The 17804-nt window shown below is 68.6% G+C and carries 16 protein-coding genes; 9 read left to right on the top strand and 7 right to left on the bottom strand.

Annotation, left to right across the window (positions count from 1 at the left end; translation table 11 throughout):
• The first annotated feature begins 77 nt into the window (after window positions 1-77).
• Genes AC56DV_RS01555 through AC56DV_RS01565 form a run of 3 tightly spaced genes read left to right on the top strand, consistent with a single transcriptional unit; the run spans window position 78 to window position 4686 of the window.
• On the top strand, window positions 78-2570 hold the full coding sequence (locus tag AC56DV_RS01555; protein WP_496312550.1) for a TonB-dependent siderophore receptor: 2493 nt from the start codon (window positions 78-80) through the stop codon (window positions 2568-2570).
• Entirely contained in the window at window positions 2570-4321 is a 1752-nt protein-coding gene (locus AC56DV_RS01560; RefSeq protein WP_496312551.1) for a PepSY-associated TM helix domain-containing protein, read from the top strand. The genes AC56DV_RS01555 and AC56DV_RS01560 overlap by 1 nt, the downstream gene beginning before the upstream one ends.
• Window positions 4318-4686, top strand: a complete 369-nt coding sequence (locus tag AC56DV_RS01565) for a DUF3325 domain-containing protein (RefSeq protein ID WP_496312552.1) — start codon at window positions 4318-4320, stop codon at window positions 4684-4686. Before AC56DV_RS01560 ends, AC56DV_RS01565 begins: the two co-directional genes overlap by 4 nt.
• 52 nt (window positions 4687-4738) lie before the next feature.
• On the opposite strand, the gene AC56DV_RS01570 is transcribed toward AC56DV_RS01565, so the two are convergent.
• Both AC56DV_RS01570 and AC56DV_RS01575 read right to left on the bottom strand, forming a co-directional pair.
• Entirely contained in the window at window positions 4739-5914 is a 1176-nt protein-coding gene (locus tag AC56DV_RS01570; protein ID WP_496312553.1) for a serine hydrolase domain-containing protein, read from the bottom strand.
• 2 nt (window positions 5915-5916) lie between these two features.
• The gene (locus AC56DV_RS01575) at window positions 5917-6966 is read right to left on the bottom strand and encodes an ABC transporter ATP-binding protein (protein WP_496312554.1); all 1050 of its coding nucleotides are present in this window, start codon (window positions 6964-6966) and stop codon (window positions 5917-5919) included.
• Window positions 6967-7034: 68 nt separating this feature from the next.
• Between AC56DV_RS01575 and AC56DV_RS01580 the strand changes: the two genes are divergently transcribed.
• Window positions 7035-8696: an ABC transporter permease gene (locus AC56DV_RS01580; RefSeq protein WP_496312555.1), complete on the top strand. Its 1662-nt coding sequence runs from the start codon at window positions 7035-7037 to the stop codon at window positions 8694-8696.
• Between the two features lie 17 nt (window positions 8697-8713).
• Here AC56DV_RS01580 and AC56DV_RS01585 read toward each other — a convergent pair whose 3' ends face one another.
• From AC56DV_RS01585 to AC56DV_RS01595, 3 genes are all read right to left on the bottom strand, one after another.
• Complete coding sequence (locus AC56DV_RS01585) at window positions 8714-9724, bottom strand: Fe(3+) ABC transporter substrate-binding protein (RefSeq protein WP_496312556.1); 1011 nt, start codon at window positions 9722-9724, stop codon at window positions 8714-8716.
• A 93-nt stretch (window positions 9725-9817) separates the two neighbouring features.
• On the bottom strand, window positions 9818-10807 hold the full coding sequence (locus AC56DV_RS01590; protein WP_496312557.1) for an alpha/beta hydrolase family protein: 990 nt from the start codon (window positions 10805-10807) through the stop codon (window positions 9818-9820).
• A gap of 17 nt (window positions 10808-10824) precedes the next feature.
• Window positions 10825-11415: a TetR/AcrR family transcriptional regulator gene (locus AC56DV_RS01595; RefSeq protein ID WP_496312558.1), complete on the bottom strand. Its 591-nt coding sequence runs from the start codon at window positions 11413-11415 to the stop codon at window positions 10825-10827.
• 74 nt (window positions 11416-11489) lie between these two features.
• Here AC56DV_RS01595 and AC56DV_RS01600 point away from each other — a divergent pair, with 74 nt between their 5' ends.
• From AC56DV_RS01600 to AC56DV_RS01615, 4 genes are all read left to right on the top strand, one after another.
• A complete protein-coding gene (locus AC56DV_RS01600) occupies window positions 11490-12314 on the top strand; it encodes a DUF72 domain-containing protein (RefSeq protein WP_496312559.1) in 825 nt (274 codons plus the stop codon).
• Between the two features lie 82 nt (window positions 12315-12396).
• A complete protein-coding gene (gmk, locus tag AC56DV_RS01605; RefSeq protein ID WP_496312560.1) occupies window positions 12397-13044 on the top strand; it encodes a guanylate kinase in 648 nt (215 codons plus the stop codon).
• Window positions 13045-13083: 39 nt separating this feature from the next.
• Entirely contained in the window at window positions 13084-13287 is a 204-nt protein-coding gene (rpoZ, locus tag AC56DV_RS01610; RefSeq protein WP_093557479.1) for a DNA-directed RNA polymerase subunit omega, read from the top strand.
• 70 nt (window positions 13288-13357) lie between these two features.
• A complete protein-coding gene (locus AC56DV_RS01615) occupies window positions 13358-15643 on the top strand; it encodes a RelA/SpoT family protein (RefSeq protein ID WP_496312561.1) in 2286 nt (761 codons plus the stop codon).
• Window positions 15644-15694: 51 nt separating this feature from the next.
• Here the strand turns inward: AC56DV_RS01615 and AC56DV_RS01620 are convergent, their stop codons facing one another.
• On the bottom strand, window positions 15695-16045 hold the full coding sequence (locus AC56DV_RS01620; protein ID WP_496312562.1) for a MerR family transcriptional regulator: 351 nt from the start codon (window positions 16043-16045) through the stop codon (window positions 15695-15697).
• A 70-nt stretch (window positions 16046-16115) separates the two neighbouring features.
• Here AC56DV_RS01620 and AC56DV_RS01625 point away from each other — a divergent pair, with 70 nt between their 5' ends.
• Window positions 16116-16931 carry an aminotransferase class IV family protein gene (locus tag AC56DV_RS01625; protein ID WP_496312563.1) on the top strand — a complete coding sequence of 272 codons (816 nt, stop codon included), beginning with the start codon at window positions 16116-16118 and terminating at the stop codon, window positions 16929-16931.
• 1 nt (window position 16932) lies between these two features.
• On the opposite strand, the gene AC56DV_RS01630 is transcribed toward AC56DV_RS01625, so the two are convergent.
• Window positions 16933-17784: a transporter substrate-binding domain-containing protein gene (locus tag AC56DV_RS01630; protein ID WP_496312564.1), complete on the bottom strand. Its 852-nt coding sequence runs from the start codon at window positions 17782-17784 to the stop codon at window positions 16933-16935.
• Window positions 17785-17804 lie beyond the last annotated feature (20 nt).

Consider the following 17804-nt stretch of genomic DNA (forward strand, 5'->3'; position numbering starts at 1 on the left):
GGCGCGGTTCCGCTTTTCCCATCCTCGTTCGATTCATCAGGTGAAGCCACCCTATCAACCGCTCACCTAAGATTGCCATGCCGTCCCACACGCTTACCCGCACCGCCATCAGCCTGTCCCTGGCGCTGGCCTTTGCCGCCGCAGCACCGCATGCCGCCGCGCAGGCTGCCGCACAATCCCCGGCCGCCCCCGACGCCGCGCGCCCTTACAGCATTCCACCCGGCCCGCTGGCGGCCGCCCTCACCCGCTTCATCGGCGAATCCGGCATCCTGCTGGCGGCGGGCAGCGACATCACGCGCGGCAAGAACAGCCCCGGCCTGCAGGGCAGCCACAGCGCCGAACGCGGGCTGGCGCTGCTGCTGGCCGGCAGCGGGCTGGAAGCGGTGCGCACGGGCGCAGGCCAGTACGCCGTGCGCCAGCAGGCGCCCGCCGCCGCCCCTGCCGCCCCGGCCAGCGCTGCGGAAGTGCACACCATGCCCGCCGTCACCATCGTCGGCGCGCGCAGCCCCATGACCGAAGGCAGCGGCTCCTACACCGCCGGCGCGCTCTCGCTGGGCAAGACCAATGCCTCGGTGGCCGAGACGCCGCACAGCGTCACCATCATCTCGCGCCAGCAGCTGGAAGACCAGGTGCTGCTCGATCTGCCCGACATGATGCGCGCCACGCCCGGCATCGAAGTCTTCAACACCGACTCGGAACGCGTGAGCTTCTTCGCGCGCGGCCAGGAGATCGCCTCGGTGCAGTTCGACGGCAACGCCGCTATCACGCCCGGCAGCGGCAACGGCTTCTACATCCAGCCCGACGCGGCGGTGCTCGACCACGTGGAAGTACTGCGCGGTGCGGCCGGCCTGATGCGCGGCGCGGGCAGCCCGTCCGGCGCCGTCAACCTGGTGCGCAAGCGCCCCGGCGCCACGCCGGCCGTGTCGCTGGCGGCGACCGGTGGCAGCTGGGACACGGTGCGCGTGGAGGGCGACGTGTCCGGCGCGCTGAACGCGGCAGGCACCGTGCGCGGCCGGGCCGTGGCGGTGCGCGACAAGCGCCACCATTTCCAGCGCGCGCGCTATTCGGACAAGAGCGTGGTGTACGGCGTGCTGGAAGCCGACCTGGGCGCGCGCACCGTGTGGACCGGCGGCGTGGAGTATGCGCAGCTGGACACCAACGGCGCCTGGGGCAACCTGATGGCCAACGTGGACGGCAGCCCGATGAACTTCCCCCGCGAGACCTACCTGGGCGCGGCCTGGAACCGCTGGAACCGCGAAAACCGGCAAGCCTTCACCAGCCTGGAACACCAGTTCGGCAACGGTTGGAGCGCCAAGGCCAGCCTGTACTTCATCAACATGAAGCGCCGCGACGGCGCCGACGGCTACGTGCAGACGCTGATCTCGCGCAACGCAAAAGACCCGAACAAGATCAACTACCAGGTCAGCAAATGCGGCGAGAAGGATTACACCGCCGAGCAGACCAGCTGGGACCTGTACGCCAGCGGCCCGTTCCAGTTCCTGGGCCGCACGCATGAACTGGTGGTGGGCGCGAACGGCGCGCGCGACAACGCGCAGCCGGTGGCCGGCTCCTGCGTCACGCTCAGCGGCCTGCCATCCATGACCGGCCTCGATCCCTACAAGTGGGACCCGTACGCGATACCCGAACCGGTGATGCCCGCCTTCACCGGCAAGTACATCAAGAACGTCACCGCGCAGCAGGGCGCCTACGCCACCGCGCGCTTCAACGTGACGGACGCGCTGACCGTCATCACGGGCGCGCGCATGAGCTGGTGGGACTACCGCCCGGACGCCGTGGCCAACGCCTACAGCGTGGACGCCGAATTCACGCCTTACCTGGCCGCGCTGTACAAGCTCAGCCCCAACCTGCGCTGGTACGGCAGCTACGCCGACGTGTTCACGCCGCAGCGCGCCTTCGGCGCCAATGGCGGCGCGCTGCCGCCCATCACCGGCCGCAATATCGAACTGGGCCTGAAGGGCGAGTACCACGACCGCAAGCTCAATACCAACCTAGCCATCTACCAGCTGGAACAGAACGGCAAGGCGGTGGACGACCTGAGCGGCCCCTTCCCCTGCCTGCCGGATTACCCGAGCGGCTACTGCCAAGTGGCGGACGGCAAGCAGCGCAGCCGCGGCTTCGAGGCCGAGGCGTCGGGCCAGCTGCTGCCGTCGTGGCAGGTGTCGGCCGGCTACGTGTACACCAGCACGCGCTACCTGCGCGACGCGTCCGCCAACACCGGCAACACGCTGCGCACCACCACGCCCAGGCACCTGGTGCGGCTGTACTCCAGCTATACCTTGCCGGGCGAGCTGCGCCAGCTGTCGCTGGGCGGCGGCGTGAACCTGCAAAGCGAGATCACCAGCCGCAGCGGCGCCGCGTTCGCGCGCCAGGGCGGCTATGCCCTGCTGGCGGCGCACGCCACCTACCGCGTGACGCCGGCGGTGAGCGTGCAGCTCAACATCAGCAACCTGCTGGACCGCGTGTACTACGAGAAGGTGCGCGAGTCCGGCCCCGGCTACTACTACGGGCCGCCGCGCACCGTCATGCTGACCGTGCGGGGCAGTTACTGATGCGGGCGCCGCCGTCCGGTCCTGGCGCAGGCAGCATCGCCGGCGTCGCGCTGCGCGCAGTGCTGGCCGTTGCCGGCGGCTATGCCCTGACGGCGGCCGGCATGGCGCTGCTGGCGCGCACGCTGCCGGTCTCGCGGGTGGAGGCCGTCATCGCGGCCACGCTGCTGTCCTTCCTGTGCTACGCGCTGATCGCCATGGCCTGCTTCGCCGGCATACGGCAAGGCGTGCGCCAGGCCATGGCGTGGCTGCACGCCTGGACCGGCCTGCTGGCTTGCTGGGTGCTGCTGCTGGTGTTCGCGTCCGGCACCGCGTCCTACTACCGCGACGAGATCTCCGCCTGGATGCGCCCGGAGCTGCGCGCCGCCGTTCCGGATGCGGCGCAAACCACCAACGCGGCCATGGCCGCTACCGCCCTGCGGGCCCTGCAAGAGCGGGCCCCCGGCGCTGCGCGCTGGAGCATCGAACTGCCCGACGCGCGCAATCCCTACACCGTCATCAGCTGGAGCGACAGCGCCGGCAAACGCCCGCAAACCGCCTTGCTCGACCCAGCCAGCGGCGCCGCGCTGCCCAAACCGCGCGAAACGGTGGGTGGCGATTTCTTCTTCCGCCTGCACTTCGACCTGCATTACATGCCCAAGGAATGGGGCCGCTGGATCGTCGGCGTGTGCGCCATGCTCATGCTGGTGGCCATCCTCAGCGGCGTGGTGACGCACCGTCGCATCTTCGCCGACTTCTTCACCTTCCGCCCGCGCAAAGGCCAGCGTTCCTGGCTCGACGCGCACAACGCGCTGGCCGTGCTGGCCCTGCCCTTCCATCTTGTGATCACCTACACCGGCCTGGTCACGCTGATGTTCATGTATATGCCCTTCCCGAAGCAAGCGCTGTACGGCGCGGACCAGAAAACCTGGCTGGCGGAGGCTTACCCCGGCACGCGCCACCGTGTCCAAGCACCCGGCGGGACGGCGGCAATGGTGCCGCTCGCGCCGCTGCTCGCCAGCGCCAGCATGCACTGGCACGGCGCAAGCCCGGCTCGCATCGACATCCAGCATCCCGGCAAGGCAAACAGCATGGTGGCCATCGCGCGCAGCGGCGGCACGCAGCTGTCCAACACCGAACCGGCCATGTACTTCAGCGGCGCCGACGGCCGCCTGCTGGCGCAGGAAGACTACAGCGCCGCCGGCGCCTCGGAAACGCGGCGCGCGCTGTACGGCCTGCACGCGGGGCGTTTCGCCGACCCGCTGCTGCGCGCCCTGCTGTTCGCCTGCTCGCTGGCCGGCTGCGCCATGGTGGCCACCGGCGCGCTGCTGTGGGGCGTGAAGCGCCGCCGCGACGCCGCTGCGGCGAAGGCTGCCAACAGCGGCCACTTCGGCCTGCGCCTGGTCGACGCGCTGAACCTGGGCGCCATCGCCGGCCTGCCGCTCGCGTTCGGCGCCTGCCTGTGGTCCAACCGCCTGCTGCCCGCCGGGCTGGCCGGCCGCGCGGAACTGGAAGTACTGTGCTTCTTCGGCGCCTGGGCCGCTGCCGCCGTGTGCGCGCAGATCAGTCCCAGCCGGCGCATGTGGCGCTGGCAGCTCGGCTGCGCGGCCGCGCTGCTGTGCGCCATCCCGCTGCTGGACGCCGCCACCGCACCGCGCATCATGCCGCTGTTCGACGCCGTGCTGGCCGCGCTTGGCGCGCTGCTGGGCTACGCCGCATGGAGGCTGGCATACCGGGGGGACGCCGGACGGCGGGGCTGGGGAGCAAGCGCATGAGCGCCATCCTCTCCCCCGCCTCCGCCGCCTCGCTGTGCGCCGCCGCGCTGGCCTATTCGGGCCTGGCCGCGCTCAGCCTGACCATTGCCCGCCACCATGCCGACGTGTACGGCCGCGCCGCCGCGCCGCGAGGGCGGCAGCACGCGCTGGCGTCGGCCGGATGGCTGTCGCTGGCGTGCTCCTTCGCCGCCGCCATCGCCGCCGCCGGCTGGCACCTGGGACCGGTACTGTGGTGCAGCCTGCTGTTTGCCGCAGCCATGGCGCACACGCTGCTGCTATGGCTCGCGCCCCGCGCTGCACCGCGCATGGCGCTGTTACTGGCCGTCTGTGGATCGCTGGCGGGACTGCAACTGCCGGCCGGTTAGTTGCACAGCCGCGCCGCCGGCAGCGGCTTGCGGTGCTCCGCGCGCGCGGATTTCAGAGCAAGGCCTGGTAGGCCAAGCGCTTGAACTCGAAGGTGTAGGGATTCCAGAAGCCCATCTGGCGCTGCGCCATCAGCACACCGGCGATGTTGTGGCGCGGGTTGATCCACCACTGGGTGCCGGCGATGCCGCCCCATTCGAATTCGCCTTCGCTGTCCGGCGGATCACCCAGGCCCGGACGCAGCGTGACGGCGCCGCCCAGGCCGTAGCCTTTGCCCGGCACCGCGCCCACGGTGGGGAAACCGATGCTGACGCCGGCCGGCAGCTGGTTGCTCATCATGGAGGCCACCGTGTCCGGCCGCAGCAGCGCCGACGCGGAACCGGGCATCAGGCTGCGCAGCAGGGCCACCATGTCCGGCAGACTGGACACCAGGCCGCCGCCGCCCGAGTAGCGCGCCACCGGCGCCAGGTAGGCGCCCGGGTAGGGCGAGCCGGCCAGGCGGCGCAAACCGGGCACGGTGGGGTCGCCCCGGCTGGCGCCGGCGTAGTAGGCGGTCAGGCGGTCCTGCTTTTCCGGCGGGATGACGAAATACGTGTCCACCATGCCCAGCGGCGCGAAGACCGCTTGCGCCAGGTAGCGGTCGAAGCGCTGGCCGCTGGCCACTTCCACCAGCCGCGCCAGCACGTCCGAGGCGATCGAATATTCCCACTGCTCGCCCGGGTGGAAGGTCAGCGGCAGCGGCGCCAGCGATTCGATCAGCCCCTCCAGCGAACTGTCGGCGTGCATCACGCGGCGCGCGCTGTAGGCCTGGTAGATCAGGCTGCCGGGGTCGAGGAAACCGTAGCTCAGGCCGGAACTGTGGCACAGCAGGTGGCGCGCGGTGATGGCGCGGCGCGCCGGTTCGCTGTCGTCCAGCCGCGTGGCGCCGGGCCGCAGCACGCGGCGCCGGCCCAGCGCGGGCAGATACGTTTCCAACGGCTCGTCCAGCCGCAAGCTGCCCCGCTCCACCAGCTGCATCACGGCCACGCTGGTGACCAGCTTGGTGTTCGAGAAAACGCGGAACAGATGGTCCTCGCGCAGCGCGACGCCGGCCTCCTTGTCGGCCCAGCCGGCGCAGTGCCGGTCCGCCACCTCGGCGCCGGACAGCAGCGCGCAGGAAACTCCCGCCAAAATGCCAGCGTCCACCCAGCTCTGCATGGCGCCGTGTACCGGCTGGAAGGGTTTGCTCATCGTCACTCCTGGGGAAACGCCACCACGTGGTCGACTTCCAGCACGATGCCGATGCGCTCGCCGACTGCATGGTTGTGGTGGCTGGGCACCAGGGCCAGCACCAGCGTGCCGCTGGCCAGCTTGAGGGTGTACAGGAATTCGGCGCCACGGAAGGCCTTGGCCGCCACCTCCGCGCGCAACGGGCTGGCGTCGTCGTGCACCACGTCGTCCGGGCGCAGCAGCACGCTGACGGACTGCCCCGGCGCTGCGGCCGGTTGCCCCATGCTGCGCGGCGTCAGCCTTCCCAGCTCGATGTCGATGCGCCCGTCCGCCAGCATCCGCCCCGGCAGCAGCACGCCCTGGCCGACGAAATCGGCGACGAAGCGGCTGCACGGCCGGTGGTAGAGGTTGTAGGGCGTGTCCCACTGCTCGATGCGGCCGTCGTGCATCACGCCAATCTCGTCGGCGAGGGCGAACGCTTCGTGCTGGTCATGCGTGACCAGGATGGCGGTCACGCCCTCGGCCCGCAAGATGCTGCGCACTTCCAGCGCCAGCCGCTCGCGCAGATCCACGTCCAGGCTGGAGAATGGCTCGTCGAGCAGCAGCAGTTGCGGACGCGGCGCCAGCGCGCGCGCCAGCGCCACGCGTTGCTGCTGTCCGCCCGACAACTCGTGCGGGTACTGGCCGCCCCGCCCCGCCAGGCCCACGGTGGCGAGCAGCTGCGCCACACGGTCGGCGCGCTCGGCCTGGCTCGCGCCGCGCAGCCCGAAGCCCACATTGTCCTCCACGTTCAAGTGCGGAAACAGCGCGTAGTCCTGGAACACCATGCCGATCTGGCGGCGCTCGGGCGCCACGTGCAGCCCCGGGCCGCTGACCTCGCTGCCGCGCAGCAGGATGCGGCCGCCGCCGAGCGGCTCGAAGCCGGCGACACAGCGCAGCACCGTGGTCTTGCCGCAGCCGGAGGGCCCCAGCAGGCAGGCGATGCGGCCGGGCGCCAGCTGGAAGGACAGGCGGTCGACCACCATGTGGTCGCCGAAGGCGCAGGAGATGTGCTGAATGTCGAGAAGGGGCATGGGCGGAACGGATTGCTGGCCAGCGTCCATTATAATTCCCTTCCTCAATTGACAGCCGCAGGAGCGACGTGCGCCTCAAGACGCCCCATTTCAATTTCCCGGTTGCGCTGCCGGCTGTGGCTTGGTGGGCGCTGGCGGTCGCCGTGCTGGTGGCTGTGCCGATCGCCAGCGTGGGCGCCAACCTGCTGTTCGGCGGCGGCTCGGACACCTGGTCCCATTTGGCCGCCACCGTGCTGCCCAGCTACATCGCCAACACCCTGGCGCTATGCGCCGGCGTGGCACTCGGCACGGTGCTGATCGGCGTCGGCACCGCCTGGCTGGTCAGCATGCACCAGTTCCCCGGCCGGGCCCTGTTCGAGTGGGCGCTGGTGTTGCCGCTGGCCATGCCAGCCTATGTGATGGCCTATACCTACACCGACCTGCTGCAATTCGTCGGCCCGGTGCAGACCTGGTTGCGCGCCGCGCTGGGCTGGCAGGCCGGGGACTACTGGTTCCCCGACGTGCGCACGGTGGGCGGCGCGGCGCTGATGTTCGTCTTCGTGCTGTACCCCTACGTCTACCTGCTGGCGCGCGCCGCCTTCCTGGAGCGCGCCAGCGGCATGCTGGAAGTGGGGCGCTCGCTGGGCTACGGGCCATGGCGCAGCTTTTTCCGGATTTCGCTGCCGCTGGCGCGCCCGGCCGTCGCCGCCGGCGCCACGCTGGCGCTGATGGAAACCCTGGCCGACTACGGCGCGGTATCGTATTTCGGCGTGCCCACCTTCACGACCGGCATCTACCGCGCCTGGTTCTCGCTGGGCGACCGCGTGGCCGCCGCGCAACTGGCCGGCGCCCTGCTCGGCGTGGTGGCGCTGGTGCTGTCCCTGGAGCGCTGGTCGCGCGGCCGTGCCCGCTTCAACAACACCACCGGCCGCAACCGGCCGCAGCCCGGCCAGCGCCTGCGCGGCGGCGCCGCCGCGGCAGCCGCGCTGGCCTGCCTGCTGCCGTTGGCGCTGGGCTTTTTGCTGCCGGCCGGCGTGTTGCTGAAGATGGCGCTGAACGGCGGCGACGCCGAATTCGGCGCGCGCTTCACCGAGCTGGCGCGCAACAGCTTCCTGCTGGCCGCGCTGACGGCCGGCATCGCGGTGCTGCTGGCGGTGCTGCTGGCCTACGCCGGGCGCCTGTCGCGCCACCCGCTGCTGCGCGCGGCCAGCCGCACCGTCAGCCTCGGCTACGCGGTGCCCGGCTCGGTGATCGCGGTCGGCGTGCTGATCCCCGTCACGCGGCTGGACCACTGGCTGGCGCAACTGGTGCAGGCGGCCGGCGGCGCCAATCCGGGTCTGCTGCTGACGGGCGGCGTGGCGGCGCTGGTGTACGCCTACCTGGTGCGCTTCCTGACGGTGTCGCTGCGCACGGTGGAGGCCGGCCTTGGCCAGATTACCGCCAGCATGGACGACGCCGCGCGTTCGCTCGGCCACAGCCAGCTGGCCACGCTGCGCCGGGTGCACCTGCCCCTGCTCAGCGGCAGCATGCTGACCGCCGCGCTGCTGGTGTTCGTCGATGTGATGAAGGAGCTGCCGGCCACTCTGGTGATGCGGCCGTTCAATTTCGACACGCTGGCGACCCAGGCCTACACGCTGGCCTCGGACGAGCGCCTGGCCGAAGCGTCGACCGCCTCGCTGATGATCGTGGCGGTCGGCGTGCTGCCGCTGCTGGTGCTGTCCTGGCAGATCCGCCGCAGCCGGCGGCGCTGAGGCTGGGGGCTGGCGGCTTATTGCCAGCCGGCGCGGTCGTAAATCTTCTGTACTGCGGCCTGGTGCCGGGCCAGCAGGCCGACGTTGATGGTGTCGGCCTTGAAGGTGCCCAGCGCCGCCAGCGCCGGATTGACGCTCTTGACGCCAGCCACCACCGGCCACTCGTTGTTGCCGTCGGCGAAATAGAGCTGGGCCTGATCGGACGCCAGGTAGTCGAGGAACTTGACGGCGTTGGCCTTGTTCGGCGCCGTCTTCAGCACGCCGGCGCCGGACACGTTGACGTGGGTCCCGGTGCCGCCCTGGTTGGGCCACACCACCGCCACCGCTTCCATCAGCTTTTTGTCTTCCGGCTTGTCCGAGCGCATCAGGCGCGCCACATAATAGGAATTGGCCAGCGCCACGCCGCATTCGCCGGCCGCAACGGCCTTGATCTGGTCGGTGTCGCCGCCCTTGGGCGCGCGCGCGAAATTGGCCACCATGCCTTTTGCCCACTCGGCGGTCCGGGCTTCGCCGTGGTGTTCCAGCATGGCCGCGCCCAGCGACAGGTTATACGGATGGGAACCGGAGCGCACGCAGACCTTGCCCTTCAGCTTGGGATCGGCCAGGTCCTGGTAGTTCTGCGCGTCGGCGGCGTTCACGGTCTTCTTGTTGTAGACGATGACGCGGGCGCGGGTCGAGAACGCAGCCCAGTCGGCCGTGCGCAGGTGGGCCGGGATGCGCGAGGTCAGCACGCTGGAAGCGAGCGGCGCGAACAGGTTCAGCTCGTCCGCCTTGGCCAGGCGCGCCGCGTCCACCGTCAACAGCACGTCGGCCGGGCTGTTGGCGCCCTCGTTCTTGATACGCTCGAGCAGCTCGTTCTCGCCCGCCTCAATGCGGTTGATCTTGATGCCGGTCTGCTTGGTGAAATTGTCGTACAGCGCCTGGTCGGTCTGGTAATGCCGCGCGGAGTATAAATTCAGCACCTGCTGCTGAGCCGAAGCGACGCCGGCGGTGAACAGGCAAAACAGGGCCACTGCGGCGGGTTTCATATGCGTCTTCATCTGCATCATAACGGACTCGGCTTAAGAGGATTGGGATGCCGATCCTATCAAAAAGCCTGGCCATATACAAATGATACTCATTTAAACCGGCGGGTGCGGCTGAGGACGTTCGCGGCCGATGCCGTCGAACCAGTCCAGCGCGGCGCCCCACAGCGCTTGCGCCTGCGGGCGGAAGTAGCCCATGTGGCCAATCTTGCCGAGGCCGGATGCGGCCGGGTCGATGGTGATGCCGAACCACGGCGCGTTGCGGTAGCCGCGCATGAAAGCGTCGCGCGAGTCGGGCGGCGCCCACAGGTCGTCCACCGCGTTGACCGCGATGATGGGCGCGCGCACCGCGTCGTAGCCGGCCGCCACCTGGCGCATCTCGGGGTCGTCGAAGAAATAGTGCGGGTAGCGGCACCAGTGCTTCCACTGGCGGTACACGTCCAGCGGCAGGTCCTCCCCCATGCCCAGCTTGCTCCAGGCCAGGCAGCCCTTCCAGCGCGTGAGCAGCGGGCCGACGATGTTCCACATGACTTTCACGCGCACGCGCTCCAGCAGCGGCATCCAGCCGTGCCAGCCGGCGCCGGTGGCGAAGGTGTACAAGCCGTCGACCTTGTCGTGGTTGGGCAGCAGGCCGAAGGCGTGGCCGCCGTAGGAGTGGCCCACCATGTACAGCGGCATGGCCTGGCCCGGGCCGGCGCCGCGCCCCTCCCCGTCGCTGGCGGCCACGGCTTCCACCGCCGCAGCCAGGTCGAGCCGGCCCCAGTCCAGGTAGTCCATGCGGAAGCCGCGCAGCGTCTGCGGCTTGGACAGGCCGATGCCGCGGTAGTCCAGCGTCAGCACGGTGTAGCCGTGGGCGGCCGCGTACTCGGCGAAGCGGCGGTAGAAGCCCTGCGGCACGCCGGTGGCGCCGGCCACGATCAGGCGCGCCCGCTCCGGGCCGTGGCTGCGGTAGCGCAGCGCCGCCAGCGGATAGCCGTCCGCGGCGTGCAGGGTGAGGCGTTCGGGCTGGCCACCGGCAGCCGCAGGTGCAGCGGCCAGGGTGGCGACAGCGGTGGGCTTGGCGTGCAGGGGGATGCTGGCGTTCATGGCGTTCCTCGGTGCGGTCAGGGTTGGGCGTCGAGCAGGGACAGCAGGGTTTCGGTGGCTTGCAGCATGGGCGTGGCGTCGTGCGCCACGCGCGCCTGCAGCAGCCCGCCCTCGTAGGCGGCCACCATCAGCGCGGCGATGCCTTGCGCGCGCGCCTCGTTGTGGCCGGCCGCCACCAGCGCGGCCGTGATGCGGGCGCGGATGGCGGCAAAGCCTTCGGCCAGCGCCTGGCGCAGCGCCACGTCGGCCGCCGTCGATTCCAGCGCCACCGCCGCCAGCGGGCAGCCGCGCTCGAAGCCGCTGCCGTCCAGGCCGCGCAGCGCGCGCCCGATCCAGGCTTTCATGGCGGAGCGCGCGTCCGGCTCGCTGAGCATCAGCTTGTCCAGCATGGCGCACATATACGACACGGTGCTTTCAATGGCGGCCACGGCCAGCTCGTTCTTGCCGCCGGGGAAATGGTGGTACAGCACGCCCTTGGGCGCCTGCGCCTTGGCCAGGATGTCGCTCAGGCCGGCGCCGTGCAGGCCAGTGTGCTGCAGCGTGTGGATCATGGCGCCGATCAGGCGTTCACGGGTGCTCGGTGGCTCGGTGGCGGTGGGCGTGGTCATGGATGAATTCTATAGACCGGTCGGTCCAGTGGTCAAGCGAATTCTGTTGTTATCATCCATACAAGGAGGCGGGCATGGCTAAACAGATCAGGGTGGGCATAGGCGGCTGGGACTTCGCGCCGTGGCGCGAGACGTTCTACCCGGCCGGGCTGGCGCAGAAGCGCGCGCTGGAATACGCCAGCGGCCAGGTCACCAGCATCGAAATCAACGGCACCTACTACCGCAACGCCAAGCCGGCGCATTTCGCCAGCTGGGCCGCGCAGACGCCGGACGATTTCATGTTTGCCGTGAAGGCCAGCCGCTACTGCACCAACCGCAAGGCGCTGGGCGAGGCCGGCGAGTCCATCGGGCGCTTCATGGACAGCGGCCTGGGCGAACTGGGCGCCAAGCTCGGCCCTATCCTGTGGCAGCTGGCGCCCACCAAGCGCTTCGACCCGGACGAGATGGCGGCGTTCTTCGCGCTGCTGCCGGCCAAGCTGGGCGCGCGCAAGCTGCGCCACGTGCTCGACACACGGCACGACAGCTTCATGTGCGAGGACTACCTGAAGCTGGCGCACAAGCACAAGGTGGCCACGGTGTTCACCGATTCCGACAGGTTCCCCTCCTACGCCGACGTAACGGCCGATTTCGTCTACGCGCGGCTGATGTGCGCGCGCAGCGAGATCGCCACCGGCTACAGCAAGCCGGAACTGAAGCAGTGGGCGGCGCGCGCGGCGCAATGGCAGGCCGGCGGACAGGCGGACGGCCTGCCCCAGGTTAGCGCAGGCGGCGCCGTGGCCAAGCCCAGGGCCGCCGGGCGCGACGTGTTCGTCTACTTCATCAACGGCGCCAAGGAGCGCGCCCCGGCGGCGGCGATGGAGCTGCTGGCCATCCTGGACGGCGGCCCACGCGGAACGTGACTGATGGCAACGGGTCTTGGTAGAATACGCCTTTGGGCGCTGAAATTTGCTTGCCGCCCGCATTCGTTTTCGAAAGAACAACATGAGCCACACTACCGCCTTCTCCGGCAGCCTGTTCATGGTGGCCGCGCCCTCCGGCGCCGGCAAGTCGACGCTGGTCAATGCGCTGCTGGCGCAGGAACCCACCATCAAGCTGTCGATCTCGACCACCACGCGCGCCCCGCGCCCCGGCGAGGAACACGGCCGCGAGTACTTCTTCACTTCGCCGGAAGACTTCGTGGCGCGCGCGCAAGCGGGCGAATTCCTGGAGTGGGCCGAAGTGCACGGCAATTACTACGGCACCTCGCGCATCTTCGTGGAAGAGCAGATGCGCACCGGCACCGACATCCTGCTCGAGATCGACTGGCAGGGCGCGCGCCAGGTGAAGAAACAGTTCCCGCAGGCGGCCGGCATCTTCATCCTGCCGCCGTCGATCGCGGCGCTGGAAGAGCGCCTGCACAAGCGCGGCCAGGACGAACCGCACGTGATCACGCGCCGCCTGCTGGCGGCCGGCGGCGAAATCGCACACGCGCCGGAGTTCGAGTATGTTATTATCAATCAGGATTTTCCGGTCGCCTTGTCCGAATTGAGCGCGATTGTGAGAGCGGCCCGTTGCCGGTTTGCGCAACAAGCGGCCCGCAGCGCATCACTCTTCGCCCAGTTGGGCATCCACGCCGACCACGCAGAATAACCGGTGCAGCACGCACCAGCCGTATTTTTAGGAGTTAAGATGGCCCGTATTACGATTGAAGATTGCCTGAAGAATGTACCGAACCGTTTCCAGCTGACCCTGGCTGCAACCTACCGCGCCCGCCAGCTGCTGCAAGGCCACACCCCTAAAGTGGATGCCAAGGACAAGCCGACCGTGGTTGCACTGCGCGAAATCGCCGCCGGCAAAGTCGGCCTGGAAATGCTGAAAAAGGTCCCCATGTAAGTTGGGAGCCTGCGCTTCCCGCCCAGTGTAGTTCAAGGTTCAAGCCCAAGCACACCGACACTGGACATGTATGGACCTGACTGACACCGATGTTACAGGCAAGCCCGCCAGCCGGGCCCGGCGCCCGGCCAAGATTGAGCCGGGCGTTCCCACTTCTGCACCCTCCGCACCGCCACCTGTGACCTCTTCGCCACTCGCTACTCCTACTTTGACGGCGGGCGTTGCGTCCGTCACGCACCTGACCGAAAAACTGTCCGACTACATGACGGCGGCCGACCTGAAAAAGGTCAAGGAAGCCTACCGCTTCTCGGACGAGATGCACCTGGGCCAGGTGCGCAAATCCGGCGAGCCCTACATCTCGCACCCGATCGCCGTGGCCGAGATCTGCGCCGACTGGAAGCTGGACGCGCAAGCGATCATGGCTGCGCTGCTGCACGACGTGATGGAAGACCAGGACGTCAAGAAGGACGAGCTGATCGAGCGCTTCGGCGCGCCGGTGGCCAACCTGGTGGACGGCCTGTCCAAGCTGGAAAAGATCGAGTTCCAGAGCCAGATCGAGGCGCAGGCGGAGAACTTCCGCAAGATGCTGCTGGCCATGGCCTCGGACGTGCGCGTGATCCTCATCAAGCTGGCCGACCGCCTGCACAATATGCGCACGCTGGACGTGATGACGCCGGCCAAGAAGCGCCGCATCGCCAGCGAGACGATGGAAGTGTACGTGCCCATCGCGCACCGCCTGGGCCTGAACAACATCTACCGCGAGCTGCAGGAAATCTCCTTCTCGCACCTGTACCCGCTGCGCTACCACGTGCTGGCCAAGGCCGTGAAGGCGGCGCGCGGCAACCGCCGCGAAGTGGTCAAGAAGATCCTGGAGTCGGTCAAGAACACCCTGGCGATGGCCGAGATCGAAGCCGAAGTGTACGGCCGCGAAAAGACGCTGTACGGCATCTACAAGAAAATGCGCAGCAAGCACTTGTCGTTCTCGCAGGTGCTGGACGTGTACGGCTTCCGCGTGGTGGTCGACAGCTTCCCCAACTGCTACGTCGCGCTGGGCACGCTGCACTCGCTGTACAAGCCGATGCCGGGCAAGTTCAAGGACTATATCGCGATCCGCAAGCTGAACGGCTACCAGTCGCTGCACACCACCCTGATCGGCCCGTACGGCACGCCGGTGGAATTCCAGATCCGCACCCAGGAGATGCACCGCACCGCCGAATCCGGCGTGGCCGCGCACTGGCTGTACAAGACCGGCGACATCAACTTGAGCGACATGCAGCAGCGCACCCACGCCTGGCTGCAGTCGCTGCTCGACATCCAGCAGCAGACCGGCGACTCGGCCGAGTTCCTGGAACACGTGAAGGTCGACCTGTTCCCGGACTCGGTGTACGTGTTCACGCCGAAATCGAAGATCATCGCGCTGCCGCGCGGCGCCACGCCGATCGACTTCGCCTATGCCATCCACACCGGCATCGGCGACCACACGGTGTCGGTCACCATCAACGGCGAACCGTCCACCCTGCGCAGCGAACTGCGCAACGGCGACATCGTGGAAATCGTCACCGACGCCTCGTCGCGGCCGAGCCCGAGCTGGCTGTCGTTCGTGCGCACCGGCAAGGCGCGCTCGGCGATCCGCCACCACCTGCGCACCATCAACCTGCCCGAATCGATCGCGCTGGGCCGCCAGTTGCTGGCGCAGGCGCTGGCCGCCGTCAGCATCGACCCGGACCTGCCGGAGCCGCTGGCCGAGCGCCTGCTGAACGAATCGAGCGCCAAATCCATGGACGAGCTGTACGCCGACATCGGCATCGGCAAGCGCATGGCCGCGCTGGTGGCGCGCCACATCTTCGGCCTGCTGGGCGGCGAATCGGCGGCCGCGCCGGTGGACCACAACAGCGCCGCCGAGCTGGACCCGGTCACCATCTGCGGCAGCGAGGGTGTATCGGTGCAGCTGGCGCAATGCTGCCTGCCGATCCCGGGCGACGCCATCATCGGCCAGCTGCGGCGCGACCAGGGCCTGCTGGTGCACACGCTGGACTGCTCGCTGGCCAAGCGCCAGCGCCAGAAGGAGCCGGAGCGCTGGATCGCCGTCAAGTGGGGCGCGGACATCAACCGCCGCTTCGACAGCCGCATCAAGCTGCTGATCAACAATGAAAAAGGCATCCTGGCGCGGGTGGCGGCCGAGATCGGCGAATCGGACGGCAACATCACCTTCGTCGGCATGGACGAGGACAAGGAACACGTGCTGCACCAGCTGCGCTTCACCATCCAGGTGAAGGACCGCGTGCACCTGGCCGGGCTGCTGCGCAACGTGCGCCGCGTGGCCGGCGTCAACCGCATCCTGCGCGAACGCTCCTGATCCGCCCGCCGCGCCGCCGGGAAAGCGGCGCGGCGGCTCAGCCGCTTGGTCTCACGCGTCGACGTCCTGCATAAACCTCTCCAGCACCTGCCTGCTCTGCATCAGCTTCGCAGCCTTTTGATCGACCAGGCGGACCTGCTCGCGCAGCGTCTCGCGCAGCTCGTCGCAGGGTTCAAAGATCCGCCCCTCGCCCCTGATGCAAGCCGAGAACTGCTTGATGGTCGCCAGTGTCATGCCGGCCGAGCCAAGCAGCTTGATCCGTTCGACAGCCTGCTCGTCCACCGGACCGTAATCGCGATAGCCCGCTTCCGTGCGGCGCGGCTTGAGCAGGCCTTGCGCTTCGTAGTAACGCAGCATGCGGATGCTCACATCGCAACGCCTGGATAGTTCACCGATCTTCATAAGCTCCTTGACTCTGACACCGCTGTCAGGTTCTAGACTGCATTCTCCTTACCAACCGCAGGAGCACGCCATGTCTATTCCATCCGCCACGTATCCGACACTGATCAACGCCCAGCCGGCGCGCACGGCCGACCTTGCGCCCCTGGCTTTTTCCGGTTTCGCGCATTTTACCGCGATGCAAGTCCGGGACCGCAGGGTCAAGGGGACCGATCTGCATCTGGCGCGCCTGAGGGCCGCCTCCCTCAAGCTGTTCGGGACCGCCCTGCCCGATGAGCAAGTCCTGCACACTATCCGGCAGGCGATCGACGCAGGCCCGCCGGATATGTCGCTGACCGCCACGGTCTACTGGCCGGACGGCGAATTCACCGCCAGGACCGCGGGGACGGCGCCGGGCATACTGATCCGCACCGGCTTGCCGTCCGACGGCCCCGCCGGCCCGGTACGGCTCGGCGTGGCCGAGCATGAGCGCCACCTGGCCGCGATCAAGCACGTCGGCGAGGGGGCCAAGACCTACTACCTCCACCGCGCCCAGGAACAGGGATTCGACGATGCCGCGTTCATCGACCGGCACGGCAGGCTGGGCGAGGCGACCATCTGGAACCTCGTGTTCTGGGATGGACATGCCGTTGTCTGGCCCCGCGCGGACATTCTCACCGGAACGATGATGGGCATCGTTCAGCGGCAATTGCAGCGCCTGGACGTGCCGCAGCGCCATCACGAAATCAAGCTCGCCGACCTGGCACGCTTCTCCGGCGCCGCGATCATGAACTCCTGGACACCCGGCATTGCAGTCACCGCGCTAGGCTCGCATACCTTCCTGGAAGCCCCGCCTTTCATGGAGATGCTGAGAAAGGCCTACGACGCCGAACCAGCACGCGTTGTTTAGCTTACCGATGCTCCAGCGGCTCGTACCAGTAAGCCTTGTTGGCCAGCGGCGTTTGCGGCGACAGCAAACGGTTCTCCAGCCTGAACAGGCGCCGCTTGCGCAGGCCCACCTTCTCGATCAGGCCGTCGTAAAACTCGTGGAAGATGCGGTCGAAGCTGCCGTCGGCGATCAGCGCGCGCAGGCCGGCCTCGATGCGCTCGGCCAGGCGCGGCTGGTCGGGCGCCACGAAAAAGTAACGCGGCAGCGGCATGTAGATGACGAAGCTGCGCTCCAGCGCCAGCTCCGGAAAGGCCCCCACGTAAGCGGCCTGCTCGTACACTGCCTCCTCCATCGCGCGCGGGAAATGCTGGAAACGGTCGGCCGCCAGCATGCTGTGCAGGCCGGCCGTCGAGTTGCCCAGCGCCACGGAGAAGCCGTCGTCCTGGAACACCGCAGTCGAACTCCATTGCCGTCCGGTTCCCAGCGGTATCCGCTTCAGCTGCTCCAGCGTGCGCACCGCACTGAAAAACGACTGCCGGCGGCCGTCGATCAGTGAGATGCGGTAGCCGGACAGCCCCTTGTCCACCGGGATGCGGATCGGGATCAGTTTCTGCTCCCATTCGGCCGAGCTGATCTGTGCGCTGACGCTGATGCGCCTGCCACGCAGCATTTCCTGCAGCAGGCGGTCGCGCTCCATGGCCAGCGGCGCGATGCGCAGCTCGTAGGGGCCGTATTGCGCGCTGGACGCCTCCAGCGCCGCCTTCAGCACATGGTAGCTATAGCGGTCGCGCAGGTCGGTGCGGCCGAAGTTGTGGTCGATGGTGTAGACGTCGGGCGGGCGGGCCCGGGCAAACGGCAGCGGCAGCAGCAGCATCGTGCCGAGTGCCGCCGCCA

The sequence above is a fragment of the Massilia sp. BGA-UO-ETr-WB1 genome (genome assembly GCF_059567845.1).